Source organism: Cellvibrio sp. pealriver (assembly GCF_001183545.1).
Classification (GTDB): Bacteria; Pseudomonadota; Gammaproteobacteria; order Pseudomonadales; family Cellvibrionaceae; genus Cellvibrio.
Genome location: NZ_KQ236688.1, coordinates 3,639,266 through 3,656,232, shown reverse-complemented (window position 1 = coordinate 3,656,232; position 16,967 = coordinate 3,639,266). Strand labels below are relative to the sequence as shown.

Here is a 16,967-nt window from a genome sequence, read left to right as displayed (position 1 = left end):
TATTTATTATGCAAACCCAACAAAAGAACAACATCACTCATGCAATGACAGTCGATGTGGAAGATTATTATCACGTCGCCGCTTTTGCCGACGTCATTAAGCCGAGTGAATGGCAAAACTGGCCGTCACGTGTTGAGGCCAATACCCATCGCCTGCTGCAATTGTTTGATGATGCCAATATCAAAATTACCTTTTTTATTTTGGGCTGGGTTGCAGAACACTATCCTGAGCTGGTGAAAACAATTCACGCGCAAGGTCACGAGATTGCTTCTCACGGTTACAGCCATCAGCTGATTTATAAACAAAACCCGGATGTGTTCCGCGCAGAGACTGCGAAATCAAAACAGATACTGGAAGATCTGGCGCAAACGCCTATCACAGGGTACCGCGCCGCCAGCTATTCAATCACCCGCAAATCACTCTGGGCGCTGGATATTCTGGTCGAGCTGGGATTTACATGGGATTCAAGCATCTTCCCGACAAGACATGATAATTATGGTATTCCGGGCAGCCCGGAAGAACCTTACCGCATCGTCACCACCAGTGGCGCTACCTTGCTGGAATTTCCACTGACAACCGCCAAGGTTTTAGGCCAGGCTGTTCCTGCCGCCGGTGGGGGCTATTTCCGTCAATATCCCTATTTGCTTTCCAAATGGCTATTTGAGCGAGCAAGCCTCAATCAAACAAAGCCGCAGATTTTTTATTTGCATCCATGGGAAATTGACCCAGACCAGCCGCGAGTACCCAACGCCAGTTGGTTCAGTAACTTCCGTCACTACACCAACCTAAAACGTTGCTTGCCACGACTGGAGCGTATGCTGGGTGATTTTCAATTTGGCACCATGAGCGAAAGTATCGGATCTGCGCAGATTCATAAACAACTGGGCATTAACGATCTGGCAATCGATTTAAATCACAAGTAGTAAACTGGACGCAATTCATTAAGGGCAGTAGAATCGCCGCCCTCGGTGAATATCTATCACCAACATCTCACCATACACGCACCTGTAGCTCAGTTGGATAGAGTAGCGGTTTCCGAAGCCGTTGGTCGCTGGTTCGAATCCAGTCAGGTGCGCCACTCTTTTACTCGCCTCTCTATTTCAGATTTTTAATCTCCACCAAGTTGCCTTGGTCATCAAACTTCCATTCCTGTTCGTAGGTGTAATTTTCTTTATCGGCCTCTGCGATAAAATGCACCAGATCAATACGATTACCGAGATTAGCCGGAAAATCTTTTGGTGGGATGAAATAATAAAATGCATTTTCTCCCCCGTTGAAAGAGCGGATAGACTGGGGAAATGCAAATGGATGAAATGGCGAAGTTATACCACTCACCAACACCCGAATAGGCTCCGGTCTATCGATGAGCTGCGCTGTTGCGCGATTAAATCCCGCCAACATATTTTTTTGTACCTGTTCCATTGCCAACACCCAAGTATTACGTGTTCCTTCATATCGATGGATGCTCGACAAGGGGCTCAATAGCACCAAGACAATAACCGCAGTTAACACCCGCTTGAAATGGATATTGTCCTGCGCCATTTTTACTACAAAAAATAGCAACAAAAAGCATACGTAAAGGCCATTAAATGAATAACCTTCATAATGATGATTTGGCAATAACGCATTCGGCAACCACGACAAAAACGCAAATATCAAACACAAACATGCACTTAATGTCATCCAGCGATTTTTGTAGGCTTGGTGAACTTGAAAAATAATTAATGCAAAAACCAGTAACACAATAGGCGCGATGCCTTCGCTAGCATAACGCGCCAACTCCTTGAGCACACTAAGCGGATTGAGATCCATGTGATAACTGGAACCCGCCTGTGCATCGGGATTTACAAAAACAGATTTGGAGCGCAGATTGATCAAAATAGAAATGACCCCTGCTACAAAAATAGCTACACCGGGAGCAATTGCTTTTTTCCAGTCATGGCGCACATAAACCACAAACCAACAAAATGCGATAAAACCGAACGCAAGAATGTAGGTCTCTTTAACCAGAAACGCACAACAGCTCAACACAAAAATAATAGCTGCCCCCGAATACACATGGCGTTCTGATAAGAGCAAAAAGCAATACATACCTGACAAGAGCAGCAGATAAGAAACTTGTGAGCCTATATCCTGTGAATAGAACGTATAAAAATAAGGTTGTGTAAATAACAGGAAACAATACAACGCAAAAAAGAGTACAAATTTACGGTCAAAATCCAATCTGAGTAATCGTTTAGCCAATAATGCAGTCAATGCACAATTCAAAAACACGACGGCCACTACCCAAGCCACACTGCCTGGATGGCCAAAATAACCAGTAAATTTATACACCCACATAAATAATGGACGCGGCCAGTTAAGTAAGTTCGCGAAGCTATAGCCATCACCTACTGCATAAGCGAATGATGCTGGAATATAAAAATCTGAATGATGAAACGCCAAAGGACTGTAATGTCCGGGAAATATAAAATATAACGCAACAAAATGGGTTGCCCAGGCAATGAGCACCAAGGCCAGTAAATTGATCGCATTTTTCCCATTAAAAAGCAGAGAGAGTTTTTGTAGCGCGTTCACACCATAAGCCTTTAACGTAGCCATTTGATCATCGGAAGAGAGAACATTTTTCACTGCATGCATGGCTGGCTTTTCTACCAAAAACCAGGACATAAAACCAAACCCGAGGGCAACAACTGCCGACACTATCTGATTGAATACAACACCTTGCTGGGGAAACAAATGCGCAACTGATTGCTGGATAACGAAACCATAAATATATACTCCATAAGATGCATCACCTGGTAATTTTAGTTTTTCTACAATCGAAGGTAGCGCACTCAAATAGAGACATGCATAAAAAAAACTAATATAAAACAACAGTATCTTTAAAGGTGAAGACCAGAGCAAAACACTCAACAGTATTAATGCCAGTAAGATCCGGCTATTAATCTGGATGACATCTTTATGGGTAGCAAATAATGCACCCAATGCAAAACAACCAGCTAGCAGAGTTGCCTCTTGATGATTAGCAAATGCCGGCGGCAAAAAATGCGGCAGAAAAAATGAAGCTAGAATAATCGCTAACAAAAACAGACTGGAAAATAGTCGGTAACGCCATATACCTAATGTATAGAAAGCCACCAAAAATAAATAACAGACCATTTCCAACGGCAACGTCCAAAGCGAGCCATTGACCACTGTGTTTTTTCCAGCAGAAAACACTCCCGGCAAGTTCCATTCAAGTTGATACAGCAGCGCATTGTGCAGCAAATAGTTCCAGGTTGCGGATTGTGTAAAATACTCAATGACACTCAGTTGCGTAAACAAAGGGCCTACAATAAAAACAGTAATGCCCAAACAAACCAATAAGCCTGGAAATATTCTTGCTATTCGTTTAATTACAAACTCAACCGGCTGAGGCCGCGCCATAATACTCATGGTAACCAGTAAACCACTCAGCATGAAAAAAAACTTCACCGCCAAAGAGCCTGAATAATCAAAGCCCAAGAGTCTGGCAACCACATCTGTGCTCACAGCATTCGGAATAAATGCAGGCGCATGTCCATAGATGACCAACAATGCAGCGACAAGTCTGAACAAGTCCAGATTATTGCTTTTAGGATTTAATAATTGTTGTAGGTGCATAAGTTTCCGTTCTATTGCTCTTGTCCCGCTGAAAATGCAACCGCTAACGTTTGCTTCATCGCGTCCAATGAAAAATGCTGGCTCACATAAGCATTGCCTGCTGAAGACAATCTGATCCACTGCTCATCGCTATTCATCACAGAAAGAACGTGGTTAGCAAATAATTGCGTGTCGCTGGTGATAGGGATAATGCTGTCTATGCCAGACAATCCCTGTGCGCCTACCTCAGTCGTAATTAATGGCACCCCGTATGCCATAGCTTCTACAACTTTATTTTTGACGCCTGCACCAAAACGCAAAGGAACAACAGCAACGCGTGCAGATGCATAATGTTCGACCAGTTGCTCGTCAGTCACATAACCAGTCACATGAATCGATTCAGATTGAAGTTTCAATACTTGATCGGTAGGACGCGAACCAATTAAATACAGGGTTGCATCAGGGCAGGACTGTTTGATCCTTGGGAAAATATCCTGAACAAACCATACCGCCGCATCAGTATTGGGTGGATGACCAAAACCCGCTACAAAAATAATTTTATTGCCAGAGACAACAGAGCGTGATGCATAGCGATCCAGTTCGGTATAGATATAGGGGCACACTGCAGCCGCGTTTACACTGGGCGCTATTTGTTTAACGGTATCTGCTTCTTCTTGCGAGGGATAAAAGACGACATCCATGGATTTCCACACAGATGTTTCGAGTGCATAAAAATGGTCTATTTCTTTTTTCAATGCTGCAGATGGATTGATATCATATTCACGTTGCAAGCGTTCAAAATGTAAATCGTGCCCATAGAAAACACTGCGTATATTTGGAAAAAATTGCAAGTCACTCAAATAGTTCGCGGCAACGTGAGGGCGATTAATCAGCACGTGAGTTACTGCACCATCGGTTGACATTAACCATTGTTTAAACCGGCCACTGTATTCAGCGCCATAAACAACTTCTATTCCTAACTGTTGTAATGCAGGCGTGTAATCCGGGTCGTACCATAAGTTGTCTGGCCAAAATTTTACATTCATCCCCATTGCCTGCAGGCCGGCAATAATTGCCATGGTCGAGCGCGAACCAGCATCTCTATCCGGCTGAGGAACATAGTGGTCTATCACCACTACACATGGCTTGGTCCAACTGCGATCTTTAGCAGTAAATACACTCTCTGCATTATTAAAATGTTTGGATAAAACAGACTGCCATTTCTCATAGAATTTTTTCTGGTTAGCAATCTGATAGGCCTTAATTCCAGAACCTGTATCTGTTCCATTAGACACACCTTCATAATGAACAATGACTGACGCAGGCTGGTAATAGAGTTTTTTTCCGGCTGCACGTACCTTAAAAGCTAAATCAGTATCTTCATAATAAGCAGGAACATAACGCTCATCGAATAAACCGAGCGCAATAAAAAAATTTTTTTCAATTAACAGGGATGCACCAGAACAATAATCGGCTTCTTTTAAATAGTTAAATTCGGGTTGTTGCGGATTTTGCAATCGCCCAAAATTCCAGGCCGATCCGTCTTTCCATAAAATACCACCCGCTTCTTGCAAGCGACCATCGGGATATACTAATTTGGAGCCCACCATGCCGCAGTCGGCATGGGAGTGAAAAACATCCAACATCGAATCCAACCAATTTTCTGTCACTTCAGTATCGTTATTCAGCAAATAAATATATTTGCCTTTAGCAAAAGATACTGCGCGATTACAGGATCGCAAAAATCCTAAATTTTCCGGGTGAACCTCATAACGCAAACCTTGCACTTGCTGTAAACAATGGATTTCATGATCGGGCGAATGGTCTTCAACAACGATGACTTCAATTGAAGCTTTGGGTATGTGGCGTGCAATCGACATAAGGCATGTCAAGGTTACGGGCAAATTACCATAACTCGGAATAATGACCGAAACCAAAGGCTGTTCTGCGCGCGGCATCACCAAGGTATTGAGCACGGCATTAATTTCTTCGCGCGAAACCACACCCTGAATAGCCAGCTGTGGTGCATCAGGTCGGCCGCTACGGCGCCACATCTCATAGTGCACTACACCTTCAAACATTGGCCCGGCAATGCGGTAAACAACACTTGCAAGTGCATTTTTTACACGTGGACTAAGTGGTAAACGTTTGTGCACGGCACGCGCAAAACGTTGCAACCCCGGCTTCATCGATGCCACTAACAATTGGGTTTCTCCGCGAAATATTCTCCCTATTACACGCAAAGGTAAAGTCAGCTTCCATGAGTTGGAATTTATGATTTGTTGGTGGCGCTGCTCTGCCTCTGCGAGATACTGCTGCAAGCGTTGATTCGATTCCCGCTCGATATCGTATTCGCGATTGCGCTCCGCCAACTGACGCGCACTTTCCACCAAATCATCTTGTACAACTAATAACTCTGCCAGTGCGGAACCGAGATTTTCTTGCACATCCTTATGCTGTTGGGTCATTTCCTTAAGCGATTGCTCAAGTGTTTTACCCCAGTAAGTACGATCTTCCAAATCTTTTTCTAACGATTTTGCCCACTGGGTTCTTTCTTCTACTAATTGTTTTAAACCGGAGATATTTTCGCTGGTGTATACATACTCTATCGCTGCTTTTTCTATTTGATCCAGCAACAAAAACTCTTCATCTAATTTTTTCTTGTGCGCTATATATTGCGATGAAAATGTTGAGAGCGCTGCACTGTTATCTAGCTGGGTCAATCCTTTCATCAACGAATAAGCCGAAATAACTTCTGCTGGGCATTGGGGGTCATCTTGCAAATCTACTTCAGTAAAGGTGGTATGCCGCAAGTTTTCATCCAGAAATTCACTGGCAAACCGATTCACCATTTCTGGCTGAGCCTCAAGCCCCAACTCACGCGCAAGGATTTGCAATTTATCTACAGGCATTTCCATGAGCTGATCATAATCAATCGCTATTATTCGGGTATTAGCCAATTCTGTCACTATCGCCAGGTTGTAACTTAACCATAGCAAGTAGCCTTTTTTAATCGGCGTTTTATTTCGCTTCAGGACTGAATTGGCTACGCTTAATGGGTGACGCAAACAGAGCACATAATGAATTTCACAATCAAACTGAGAAAATACTTTTTTCCAGAATTTCAACAATTTTGAAACACGGGGATCTTTAAAACCAAAATACTCGTGCCCTTCTATTTTGGTACGCAGTAATTCCACCGCTTTATCCAGATAACCAGCTTCAACCAAGTGATCCACTTGCACATCTGTTACCAAAGATAAACTAAACCAATCCTGGCCAATCACATCCAGCATTTCAATGTTCAGATCATTGATTGCCTTGTCTTCGAAAAAGCCTTTTGGATTGTCTTTACCCGCAGGCAAAAGATCATCACCCAAATTAACGCCCATACAGGCCAACCCGTTGGCGACAGTGCTAGTGCCGCTACGATGCATGCCCAATACAACAATCAGTTTTTTGGTTTTAATCACAACCGGTCTCTTTAAAAGCGTTAACTATTTATTTACAAGTTGTAGCGCCGAAAAATGCTGGATAATTTTTTCTACGCACTCTTCAGCAGATAGCAAACAGGTATCAAGCGTTAATTCAGGATGCTCGGGGCGCTCGTAAGCGCTGTCGATACCCGTAAAATTCTTCAATTCACCACGCCGTGCCTTCGCATACAAACCTTTTACATCGCGCTTTTCACATTCAGCCAAGGGCGTATCTATAAAAATTTCGATAAATTCATCTTTGGAAAAGAGCTCGCGCGCCATTTGGCGTTCAGCCTGAAAAGGGGAAATAAAAGAGGCAATTACGATCAACCCCGCATCTACCATTAACTTTGCCACTTCTGCAATGCGACGAATATTTTCTACGCGATCTGCTTCGGTAAAACCCAAATCACGGTTTAATCCATGGCGTACGTTATCGCCATCCAACAAATAAGTATGCTTACCTGAATCGTATAAGCGTTTTTCCAACAAATTGGCAATGGTAGATTTGCCAGAGCCTGAAAGCCCCGTAAACCATATACAAACAGGCACTTGTTTTTTCTGTTGTGCACGAGCAGCCTTATCGATGCTGAGTTGCTGCCAACGAATATTGGTTGAGCGACGCAATGCGAATTGAATTTCTACTATCGCTACCAGGGTGTGTGTATCAGCATCATAAATTTCCAATGCATTCCCTGTATTAGGAGTAACATTTAATTCTTTGACTGTACTGATGACAACAACACCTGCCTCGCCAGTATTCAAGTTTTTTGTTGAAAGATGTTCGCCACTTTCCGGATGAAGGCGATATTTTATTGCCGTGATAGTGACAGGATTTTTCTGATCGTCACAATCCAAAATATAGCTACGGCCTGCCACTAAAGAGCGAGCAGCGCGCCATTCAATTTTTGCTTGATACTGGTTTGCAGTGAGCGTCATACATTGTTCCTTAATCAACTCTATCCGCAGAAGACCAATCAATAGTCATTGGAATAGGAAATAACCCTGTGAACCTATCGCGCACATCTTCAATCATTTCGATTGACAATAAATCATCATAGCGGCTCATAAGAAGTGTTTGTTCAATACTCGGGGCATTGACCAACCGCAAGCGCACACGATAAATACCTTTTTGAAAACCACAGGCCATATTAATAGAAACACGCTTTTCGCCATTAAACCGGGGAATCGTAATTCGCTTGCCTGTCAATTGCATACCGCGATTATCAATAATATCGACTATCAATTCTGGTGAAGCAACATCGATCGTCATTACGATATCAACATCAAGAATTAAACTTTGATTAAATGCCAACGTTGCATGCTGCCCCATCTCCCTGAATCTTGCCTGTACCACATCAAAACCATGCACAGCAAAACCTTTTTCATTGCGCGCAACATCAAGCCCATTACTCAATTCAGCAATGCGGTCTTTTTGTACTAAAAAGAGATAATCCGCAATAACATCATCGGGCAACCCTGATTTAATCACCTGCCCTTTATCAAGCAAAATGGCTTGATTACAAAAGGAACGCACAGCGCTTAAATCATGTCCCACAAACAGCAGTGTGGTTCCGCGCTTTAAAATCTCTTCAATTTTATTCAATGCTTTTGCCTGAAAACGGGCATCACCAACCGACAGGGCTTCATCTACTATCAGTACATCCGGGTCAACATGCACCTGCACGGCAAATGCCAAACGTACCATCATGCCAGAGCTGTAGGTTTTTACCGGACGATCAATAAAATCGCCAATATCTGCAAACGCGACTATCGCATCGTAGCGCGCATCAATTTCTGCGCGAGTTAACCCAAGAATAGATGCATTGATATAAATATTTTCGCGCCCGCTAAATTCAGGATCAAAGCCACTCCCCAATTCAAGCAAGGCAGCGACACGCCCTTTTACCTCAACACTGCCACTCGTGGGCTGCAGAGTCCCCGCAATAATTTGCAGCAATGTACTTTTACCACTGCCATTAAGCCCAATAATGCCCAGACTATTGCCTTCCTCAATACAAAAATCTACAGACTCCAATGCACGGATAGATTGGCATTCCCGACTAAAAAGTGCATGGCAGTATTGGGGGAAAAAAGGACGTAACAAACGGACGACTAATGGCACAAAGAGCCGGCTAAAGGGCGTGCGCCAGATTAAATAGGTTTTGGATAGATTGCTGACTCGTATCATTTTCCAAACCTACAAAACGTCTGCAAAGCCGGGGCGGACTTTGCTAAAAAATACATAGCCACTCACAGCAATAATTAGTGCAACCGCAGTATAAATAGCCAAGCCTTCAAAATCCGGTAAATTTCCATAGATGAGTACTGCTCTTGCCGACTCAACTACAAACGATAATGGATTTAAAAAAATCAGTGATTGTAAATTTTCAGGCAGTATTTGTACCGAATAAAAGATAGGACTTAAAAATAACAGCAAGGTAGAAAGGGTGCCTGTTATTTGTTGGATATCCCTTAGATATACCCCCAGTGCCGATAATCCCCAGGAAATACCCAGCAGCAATAAAAAATAAGGTAATAAAATAATTGGCAACAACAGTGCAGTAAGTGGAATGGAATGCAACTCAATAAAAATAAATATTAGCAATAAACAAAAGCTGATCAAAAACGTAAATAACGCACCCAATAGTGTTACCCAGGAAAGGGTTTCGAGAGGGAATACTATTTTCTTAACAAAGTTAGGATTGCCCGTAATCAATTGTGGCGATTTAGTGAGAATTTCCGCCAGCATGGCATGAATGCTTAAGCCAAGAAATAAAATAATGGCAAAATTCAATGTGGTTTCACCACTGGCATCTGTCCAGCGGGATTTAAATACAAACTGAAACACAAACGTGTAAATCGCCAACATCAATAGTGGCGTTGCCAAAGACCACAACAACCCCAACACAGAGCCACGATAGCGTGAGTGCACATCGCGACGCAGCAACTGCCAAATCAGGGTTTTATATTTCCATGCGTGAGTGAACATTCGTTAGCTCATTTAGCCGTGTTACTATTTTGGCGGCGATTATTTTGGTTATGCAGCATCCAATCAATGGTTTTGATAATGCCCGTTTCAAAACTTTCCACTGGGTGATAACCCAACTGAGCGTGGCATTTACTTGGGTCAATCGCATAACGGCGATCATGCCCTGGGCGATCTTTAACAAAAGTAATCAAACTTTTTGCTTGTCCACCTTTGGCATAGGGCGCATCAGGAAACATAGCGATAAGCTGGGGGGTTTCTGAAAGGGCTTTATCTACTTTTTCGCAAATCAAATTGACGATATCAATATTGCGCCATTCATTTTCACCACCTACGTTATAAACTTCGCCGATTTTGCCTTTATGCAGTATCAAATCAATCGCGCGGCAATGATCTTCCACATACAACCAATCGCGGATATTTTTTCCGTCACCATAAATAGGCAGTGCTTTACCCTGCAAAATATTATGGATCACGAGTGGAATTAATTTTTCATTATCCTGGTATGGACCGTAATTATTCGAGCAATTACTGGTGGTAACTTTTAAACCGTAAGTATGGTGGTATGCGCGCACCAAGTGATCGGATGCAGCCTTGGATGCAGAATACGGAGAGTTAGGCGAAAAAGGTGTGCTCTCTGTGAATGCTGGTGAATCAGCTTCAAGAGATCCGTAAACTTCATCGGTGGAGACATGATGAAAATGATGATCAGAAACGCCGGCATCCAACCAAAATTTCTTTGCAGCTTTCAGCAAACTGTGTGTCCCCATTATATTGGTTTGAATAAATGCATCCGGCCCATGAATAGAGCGATCCACATGAGATTCGGCAGCAAAATGGATGACAGTGTTGATCTGATGTAATTCAAATAGTGATTCAACTAATACTTGATCACCAATATCACCCTGTACAAATATAAATGATTGCGCATTTTCTAAAGACTGGATGTTTTCACGATGCCCGGCATAGGTGAGCAAATCCAAAACGATCAGCTTATCTTGCGGGTATTTATGTGCCCAATAATGGCAAAAGTTGCTGCCAATAAAACCCGCACCGCCGGTGATTAAAATATTTTTCATTGAATTACTCTTTACTATTTAGCCTGAACACCAAAATGGTTATTTAATTTTTTCCATCATTACGCATAGTGCATCTTGCCAATGCACAGGCTGAATATCTAACAATTCCCATGTCTGGAACTTATCCAATACAGAATAAACAGGGCGAGTCGCTGGTGTTGGATAATCGCTAGTACGAATAGGTTTCACATCTGGAGAATTGGACAGCAATTTTTTTTGTTCTGCAAAAGCAAAAATTGCGCAGGCAAAATCATACCAACTAGCAACTCCCGCATCGGAGAAGTGAAATATTTTTTGCGCAGGCTGTTTATCCAGTAATGTCCAAATCATTTGCGCCAGATGAATAGCATAAGTTGGTGTGCCTACCTGATCACTCACAATACCCAAAGTTTTTCGCTCAGCGCCCAAGCGCAGCATCGTTTTGACGAAATTAGCACCCTGCTCACAGTAAACCCAACCAGTGCGAACCACATAGGTATCAGGATTTGTCGCTAACGCAGCCAACTCACCTGCCCGCTTTGTCTTTCCGTATACACCTAACGGACCACACTCATTTTCTGGCAAATAAGGTGTGGAGGATTTTCCATTAAAGACAAAATCGGTAGATACTTGTACCAAGGTTTTTTGTTGCTGTGCGCACCAACGGGCAATTGCATCAACTGCATGATGATTAATTAACTGTGCCAGTTCAGGCTCTGATTCCGCTTTATCCACTGCAGTATAGGCAGCAGTATTGATTACAATATCAGGCTTATAATGGCTCAACACGGTTGAAATATTATCAACATTAGCAAGATCTAATTCTTGGCGAGTCAATGCATGCGCATCTACGGGCAGCCCTTTTAATAAAGCAGGTAGTGTTTGCTGCAATGCAAAACCCAGCTGACCAGTTGCACCCGTTATCAGCACTTTAATATTGGATTGCTGACTACTCACGGAAAAACCTCGGCTTGTGATAGTGGAAGTGCAAGCTGGTCTTTTGCAGATAAAACTGGTTGCGTTATATCACCTAAAGGCCATTTAATATTTAAAACGGGATCATTCCATAACAATGATCGATCATGTTCCGGTGCGTAATACTCTGTGCATTTATAATTAAATTCAGCATGCTCGCTTAGCACTAAAAAACCATGCGCAAAGCCTGGTGGAATCCAGAAAATATTTTTATTTTCCGCAGAGAGATAAACACCGACCGATTGGCCAAAAGTAGGGGAGCTTTTGCGTAAATCAACCGCAACATCGTAAACTTCACCCGCCGTAACACGAACCAATTTCCCCTGCGGATTTTTTATTTGATAATGCAAACCACGCAATACACCTTTGCTTGATGAGCTGTGATTGTCCTGCACAAAGTTCACGCTTATGCCCCGCTCACTAAACCAGCTTTCACGGAAGCTTTCCAAAAAAAATCCGCGTTCATCGCCAAACACTTTGGGTTTGAATAACAACAAATCTGGAATTGCGGTAGAAATAACTTCCATTAAAACACCCGGTCTTCAAGAATATTCATAAGGTACTCGCCATAGCCACTTTTTAATAATGGTTTGGCAAGATTAATTAACTGTTCTTTATCGATATAACCCATGCGAAATGCAATTTCTTCCGGGCAAGCAACTTTTAATCCCTGACGTTTTTCTATTGTTTGGATGAATTGACTCGCTGCCAGTAAGTTATCGTGAGTTCCAGTATCCAACCAGGCAGCTCCGCGCCCTAGTAACTCAACGGTTAATTCACCCATCGATAAATAAGCCTTATTGACATCGGTAATTTCCAGCTCGCCACGTGCCGATGGCTTGATGGATTTGGCGATATCAATGACACGGTTATCGTAAAAATATAAGCCTGTTACTGCGTATTTTGATTTTGGTTTTTGCGGTTTTTCTTCAATCGACAACACAGTGCCATCGTCAGCGAATTCCACTACGCCATATGCGCGCGCATCATCTACGTGATAACCAAAAATAGTTGCGCCAGTTTGGCGGTTATTCGCATGCTGTAACACTTGGGAAAAATCGTGCGCGTAATAAATATTGTCGCCCAACACTAATGCACAATTATCATCGCCAATAAATTCCTCACCAATAATAAATGCCTGCGCGAGGCCATCGGGCGATGGCTGTTCAGCGTAAGTGATAGTTAGCCCCCATTCATTACCGTTACCTAACAGCTCACGGTAAGTTGGTAAATCGCGCGGGGTAGAAATAATTAAAATATCACGAATGCCCGCCAACATTAATGTTGTCAGCGGATAGTAAATCATAGGCTTATCGTAAATAGGGACAATTTGCTTACTGATTGCCTTGGTGATGGGATACAACCGTGTACCTGATCCACCTGCGAGCACTATGCCTTTGCGTTTGCTGGTTGCGATGTTTTTTTGCTGCATGAATTATCTTCCCAATCTTTTTAGCTCAGCCACTTCCAATCGGGGTTGCACCCCATTTTCAGTAATTGCTTTTTCAATTGCCGATTACTGAATCGGTAATAACACTTCAGTAACCAACGTACTATCCGATAATGGTTGCGATCGTAGTTGCCACTAAAAATGTTCGCTGTTTCCGGTAACTGTTCTGCACTTACCCCTAAAAAGCGCTCCACTTTTTCCAATGTTTCTTTATGTCGGCTATTTAGCTCATTATTTTCTATAACAAGGATTTGATCGCTCGAAAAATAGTGACATAGATTATTTAATTGCTGGCTATAGTTTCCTCGGCTCACGTAAGAGTGACAGCGACGCGCTCCACCTTGTTTACGACTCGGATCGCGCCATAACCGATATGGCTCCAACAACAATGCCAACCACAATGGCAATGTTTCATCGCCGCGCGATTTTTCCATCGCATATTGTGAAATAGCTCGCTCTACCGGATCGCGTAAAATGATAATCAGTTTTAAGGCTGGATTATAACGCTGCAGCTCTGCGGCGATTTCGGGCCAATAACAATAAATGGGAGTTGCCTCGCCCCACAATACATCCGTTGAAACATTATCAAAATGCGATGCATATCGCTGATTGATTTGCTCGCAACTCCATTGCGATGAATAGTCAGGCGCATCAAATAAATGCACCTCTTTCCCACTTGCCATCGCAAGTTGTGGATGCTGATCAAGAAAAAAACTGAGCGCAGTTGTACCGCCTTTTTGCACGCCTACGATCATAAAATCCAGGGTTTTCATGCGCTGCGCCTGATTGAATCCATCAATGCATCTACTTGATCGCGCGAATATATTTGCCAGACTGCATTGCCTTTAGTATTTAAACGAGCATAGAGTTTTTCCATCAGCATCACATCGTAACCGCTATTTTTGCTGTTGCGGATAGGGGGATGCTCTTCAGGCGCAGGTAACTCCAATGTATTTATCAGTGATAAAGGCGTTGATACAAATTCTTCATAGCGCAACCAGCGCCCAGATAAATAACGGCAATATCGCTCACAAAACCATTCAAGAATAATTAATTGGCGATCCAATACATCTGCTGTGTTTGCCAATTGATTTTTTAATGCATTATCAAATTGCTCTGCTGCAGGAATATGGCCTTTGTTGATTGGTAAATCGACCAAATTCCAACTGGCCAGCACCGCCAAGGGATTACGCACAACCGCAAACACCGGAAATGCTGCAGCCAATTCTGGCAAGAGCGCCGTAAAAAGCGCATTGTGCTTGATGATTAAATTAAATTGCGGATTTAGATTGCGCGCACTTACGTCAATAAAATCCAGACTCACATCCATAGGGCGCAAGCCATTTTGTATCGCATTTGCAGCCACAGGGTTTTCAGGCACCGCACCATCTTTTTGCTGGCTTAGTGCCTTCCCTTCATTTAGCACTTGCTCACGCGTTGATGCTGCAAACTGTGCAATATATTCCAAAGCATCATGAATACCTGCTGAGGGATTAAAATCTACCGGTCGCAATGGCTCATGCAGCGCTAGAGTATTCGGGCAGCTGTTAAGAATATGGCAACTTAACGTAGTACCTGCACGAGGCAAACCCGTTAGTAAAATGGTATTTGAAATCAAAGCTTAATCCGTTGATTAGCGTTACAAGGAGCTCCAAATGGAATCCAGCTGTCGCATCAGACCCAGAAATTCGTTGCGTTCACGCTCAAGCGAATGATAAGCCAGAGTGCTCGCACAATTCCGTTTAAAAATGTTCAATTGTTCTGGCTGCTTTAACAGTTGCAATGCATCGTTAACTGCAGCCACCAAAGCGGGGGTATTGTACTCGGGAAAGAAGCAATTTTGGCGATCATGGCAAAAACTGCGATTGCCTACACAGTCGGGCACTATGGTTAGCTCGGCAAAATGCATGGCCTCTAATGCAGGCAAATAGAACCCTTCCGTCAGATTGGGCAATAAAATAGCAATCTGACTTGCTGCCAACTTCTCCAATAGATGTTCACGCGGCAGCCAATGATCCACAAGATGCGTTTTAATTCCCGCCACCTCCAATTCAGCGACCAACTCTCGCGCCAGCACCGGATTTTTCGGCCCGAAAACAAATATCTGGTGCCGCTTTTCAACTCCAGAAAGCGAAGGCAGAGCAATTCCATTATCGATGGTAAATACCGGCCCGTTTACTCGCCCTGTATTGTTAATCGCTAATTCCACTTCGCGCGATACACATATGCGAACCGCTTTTTGACTGAGATATTGATGCATTGGCTGCGCAGGATCAGCATGACGCACATGCTGAATGAGGTTTATAACCGGCTGATTATGTACACGCGGCGCTGACAAATACATTTGCCAATCCATACCCGCAAGAAAAGCGTAATCGTAATTACCCGGAATATATTCGATTTGCTGTTGATAATCAGGAAACCAGGGATTACTCGAATTCCACAAGGAGCTCTTGGAAAAACAGATTTGCGGTATGAATTCGGAGGAAGATCGTAAGTGCTGAAAGTAATCAGCCACTTTTTGATGGCCGCCGGTGTATTCCTGGAAATCGCGATAGAAGATAATCGATTTAGGTACTGGCGAATTGTTGGCGACATGCGAGAACATGGTTTTTCCATGCAGATTTTGATGCGCCATTTAAACACACTACTGACATTCTCGCTTAAACACCTAATCGTCACTGCCGTTCGCGAGAGCCTAGCCTTTGACCTTAAAACCTATGGATCCCCGCACGCGGGGATGACGATTCCCTACTTATCCGAAGCTTTCGCTTATACGCCTTAGAATTAATTGCCCGTTTTTTTACTTAATCCGCTTTCGATAGTATCGGCGGAAAGATCAGCACCGCACTCCCACTCTACGAAGTATTTGCCATTAAATATGTTGGCGAATTCTGCGGGATCTTTAAGTGGTTCAAATACTTCGTATTGAAGATATGGGCTTACATCGAATTCACCCGTACGACCATCTTCTGTGACTATAGACAGAATCCAGTTAGGCTTGACGCTTAACTCGGCAATTTTCATTGATCCAGCCCTTTGATTGGAAACGGTTTTTTACCATTTACCGCCAATTCCCAGTCGGCGAGTAAATCATCTTTATGTATTTCAATCCACGCAACAACAAGCTTATGTTTATTCGATGGAAGCTGGCCAGCAAGCAACTTTCCGTCATAAATGGAGTACACAGCAACATACCCCTGATAGTCCGCATGAATATGTGGCAAGTTGTGGCGTTCAATATCGCGAAAAAACATCCTTATAAGAATCCCATAAAACATCGAAATCGTTGGCATGTTAAAAACTCCTTTTAAAAAATACGCATAAAGCTTACCCAAATTGCACCCAAAAAATAAGGGCGCCGAAGCGCCCTTATTTTTACTGCTTGTATTACT

15 protein-coding genes and 1 tRNA gene are annotated in these 16,967 nt (G+C 43.1%); 2 read left to right on the top strand and 14 right to left on the bottom strand.

What is annotated here, in order from left to right; translation table 11 throughout:
* The first annotated feature begins 8 nt into the window (after positions 1-8).
* Together VC28_RS15965 and VC28_RS15960 are read left to right on the top strand one after the other, a co-directional pair.
* The gene (locus VC28_RS15965; protein WP_049632462.1) at positions 9-923 is read left to right on the top strand and encodes an XrtA system polysaccharide deacetylase; all 915 of its coding nucleotides are present in this window, start codon (positions 9-11) and stop codon (positions 921-923) included.
* Between the two features lie 78 nt (positions 924-1,001).
* A tRNA-Arg gene (locus VC28_RS15960) sits at positions 1,002-1,078 on the top strand.
* A 17-nt stretch (positions 1,079-1,095) separates the two neighbouring features.
* On the opposite strand, the gene VC28_RS15955 is transcribed toward VC28_RS15960, so the two are convergent.
* The 14 genes from VC28_RS15955 to VC28_RS15890 form a co-directional block, all read right to left on the bottom strand.
* Positions 1,096-3,645 (bottom strand): acyltransferase family protein, encoded by a 2,550-nt coding sequence (locus VC28_RS15955; RefSeq protein ID WP_049631518.1) that lies wholly within the window; start codon positions 3,643-3,645, stop codon positions 1,096-1,098.
* Positions 3,646-3,656: 11 nt separating this feature from the next.
* Positions 3,657-7,097, bottom strand: a complete 3,441-nt coding sequence (locus tag VC28_RS19885) for a glycosyltransferase (RefSeq protein WP_197085549.1) — start codon at positions 7,095-7,097, stop codon at positions 3,657-3,659.
* Positions 7,098-7,121: 24 nt separating this feature from the next.
* On the bottom strand, positions 7,122-7,739 hold the full coding sequence (gene cysC / locus VC28_RS15945; RefSeq protein WP_369799059.1) for an adenylyl-sulfate kinase: 618 nt from the start codon (positions 7,737-7,739) through the stop codon (positions 7,122-7,124).
* 310 nt (positions 7,740-8,049) lie between these two features.
* Positions 8,050-9,291 carry an ABC transporter ATP-binding protein gene (locus tag VC28_RS19340; RefSeq protein WP_082191572.1) on the bottom strand — a complete coding sequence of 414 codons (1,242 nt, stop codon included), beginning with the start codon at positions 9,289-9,291 and terminating at the stop codon, positions 8,050-8,052.
* A 9-nt stretch (positions 9,292-9,300) separates the two neighbouring features.
* A complete protein-coding gene (locus VC28_RS15935; RefSeq protein WP_049631516.1) occupies positions 9,301-10,092 on the bottom strand; it encodes an ABC transporter permease in 792 nt (263 codons plus the stop codon).
* 8 nt (positions 10,093-10,100) lie between these two features.
* Positions 10,101-11,168 carry a dTDP-glucose 4,6-dehydratase gene (gene rfbB, locus VC28_RS15930; protein WP_049631515.1) on the bottom strand — a complete coding sequence of 356 codons (1,068 nt, stop codon included), beginning with the start codon at positions 11,166-11,168 and terminating at the stop codon, positions 10,101-10,103.
* Between the two features lie 39 nt (positions 11,169-11,207).
* Positions 11,208-12,104 carry a dTDP-4-dehydrorhamnose reductase gene (rfbD, locus tag VC28_RS15925; protein ID WP_231591792.1) on the bottom strand — a complete coding sequence of 299 codons (897 nt, stop codon included), beginning with the start codon at positions 12,102-12,104 and terminating at the stop codon, positions 11,208-11,210.
* Positions 12,101-12,649 (bottom strand): dTDP-4-dehydrorhamnose 3,5-epimerase, encoded by a 549-nt coding sequence (rfbC, locus tag VC28_RS15920; protein ID WP_049631514.1) that lies wholly within the window; start codon positions 12,647-12,649, stop codon positions 12,101-12,103. The genes rfbD and rfbC overlap by 4 nt, the downstream gene beginning before the upstream one ends.
* The gene (gene rfbA, locus VC28_RS15915) at positions 12,649-13,554 is read right to left on the bottom strand and encodes a glucose-1-phosphate thymidylyltransferase RfbA (RefSeq protein WP_049631513.1); all 906 of its coding nucleotides are present in this window, start codon (positions 13,552-13,554) and stop codon (positions 12,649-12,651) included. Before rfbA ends, rfbC begins: the two co-directional genes overlap by 1 nt.
* Positions 13,555-13,574: 20 nt before the next feature.
* A complete protein-coding gene (locus tag VC28_RS15910) occupies positions 13,575-14,345 on the bottom strand; it encodes a sulfotransferase family protein (RefSeq protein ID WP_049631512.1) in 771 nt (256 codons plus the stop codon).
* Positions 14,342-15,190 carry a sulfotransferase family protein gene (locus VC28_RS15905; RefSeq protein WP_049631511.1) on the bottom strand — a complete coding sequence of 283 codons (849 nt, stop codon included), beginning with the start codon at positions 15,188-15,190 and terminating at the stop codon, positions 14,342-14,344. Before VC28_RS15905 ends, VC28_RS15910 begins: the two co-directional genes overlap by 4 nt.
* Before the next feature lie 21 nt (positions 15,191-15,211).
* Positions 15,212-16,210, bottom strand: coding sequence for a glycosyltransferase family protein (locus tag VC28_RS15900; protein WP_049631510.1), 999 nt, complete (start codon positions 16,208-16,210; stop codon positions 15,212-15,214).
* Positions 16,211-16,359: 149 nt separating this feature from the next.
* Positions 16,360-16,599, bottom strand: a complete 240-nt coding sequence (locus VC28_RS15895) for a DUF2442 domain-containing protein (protein WP_049631509.1) — start codon at positions 16,597-16,599, stop codon at positions 16,360-16,362.
* Entirely contained in the window at positions 16,596-16,868 is a 273-nt protein-coding gene (locus VC28_RS15890) for a DUF4160 domain-containing protein (RefSeq protein ID WP_197085548.1), read from the bottom strand. The genes VC28_RS15895 and VC28_RS15890 overlap by 4 nt, the downstream gene beginning before the upstream one ends.
* Between the last annotated feature and the right edge of the window lie 99 nt (positions 16,869-16,967).

Bases quoted from the DNA above. Each gene is read 5' to 3' on its own strand.
- VC28_RS15965 (WP_049632462.1), top strand. From the start codon at position 9: ATGCAAACCCAACAAAAGAACAACATCACTCATGCAATGACAGTCGAT.
- VC28_RS15955 (WP_049631518.1), bottom strand. From the start codon at position 3,645: ATGCACCTACAACAATTATTAAATCCTAAAAGCAATAATCTGGACTTG.
- VC28_RS19340 (WP_082191572.1), bottom strand. From the start codon at position 9,291: ATGATACGAGTCAGCAATCTATCCAAAACCTATTTAATCTGGCGCACG.
- VC28_RS15935 (WP_049631516.1), bottom strand. From the start codon at position 10,092: ATGTTCACTCACGCATGGAAATATAAAACCCTGATTTGGCAGTTGCTG.
- rfbB (WP_049631515.1), bottom strand. From the start codon at position 11,168: ATGAAAAATATTTTAATCACCGGCGGTGCGGGTTTTATTGGCAGCAAC.
- rfbC (WP_049631514.1), bottom strand. From the start codon at position 12,649: ATGGAAGTTATTTCTACCGCAATTCCAGATTTGTTGTTATTCAAACCC.
- rfbA (WP_049631513.1), bottom strand. From the start codon at position 13,554: ATGCAGCAAAAAAACATCGCAACCAGCAAACGCAAAGGCATAGTGCTC.
- VC28_RS15910 (WP_049631512.1), bottom strand. From the start codon at position 14,345: ATGAAAACCCTGGATTTTATGATCGTAGGCGTGCAAAAAGGCGGTACA.
- VC28_RS15900 (WP_049631510.1), bottom strand. From the start codon at position 16,210: ATGGCGCATCAAAATCTGCATGGAAAAACCATGTTCTCGCATGTCGCC.
- VC28_RS15895 (WP_049631509.1), bottom strand. From the start codon at position 16,599: ATGAAAATTGCCGAGTTAAGCGTCAAGCCTAACTGGATTCTGTCTATA.
- VC28_RS15890 (WP_197085548.1), bottom strand. From the start codon at position 16,868: ATGCCAACGATTTCGATGTTTTATGGGATTCTTATAAGGATGTTTTTT.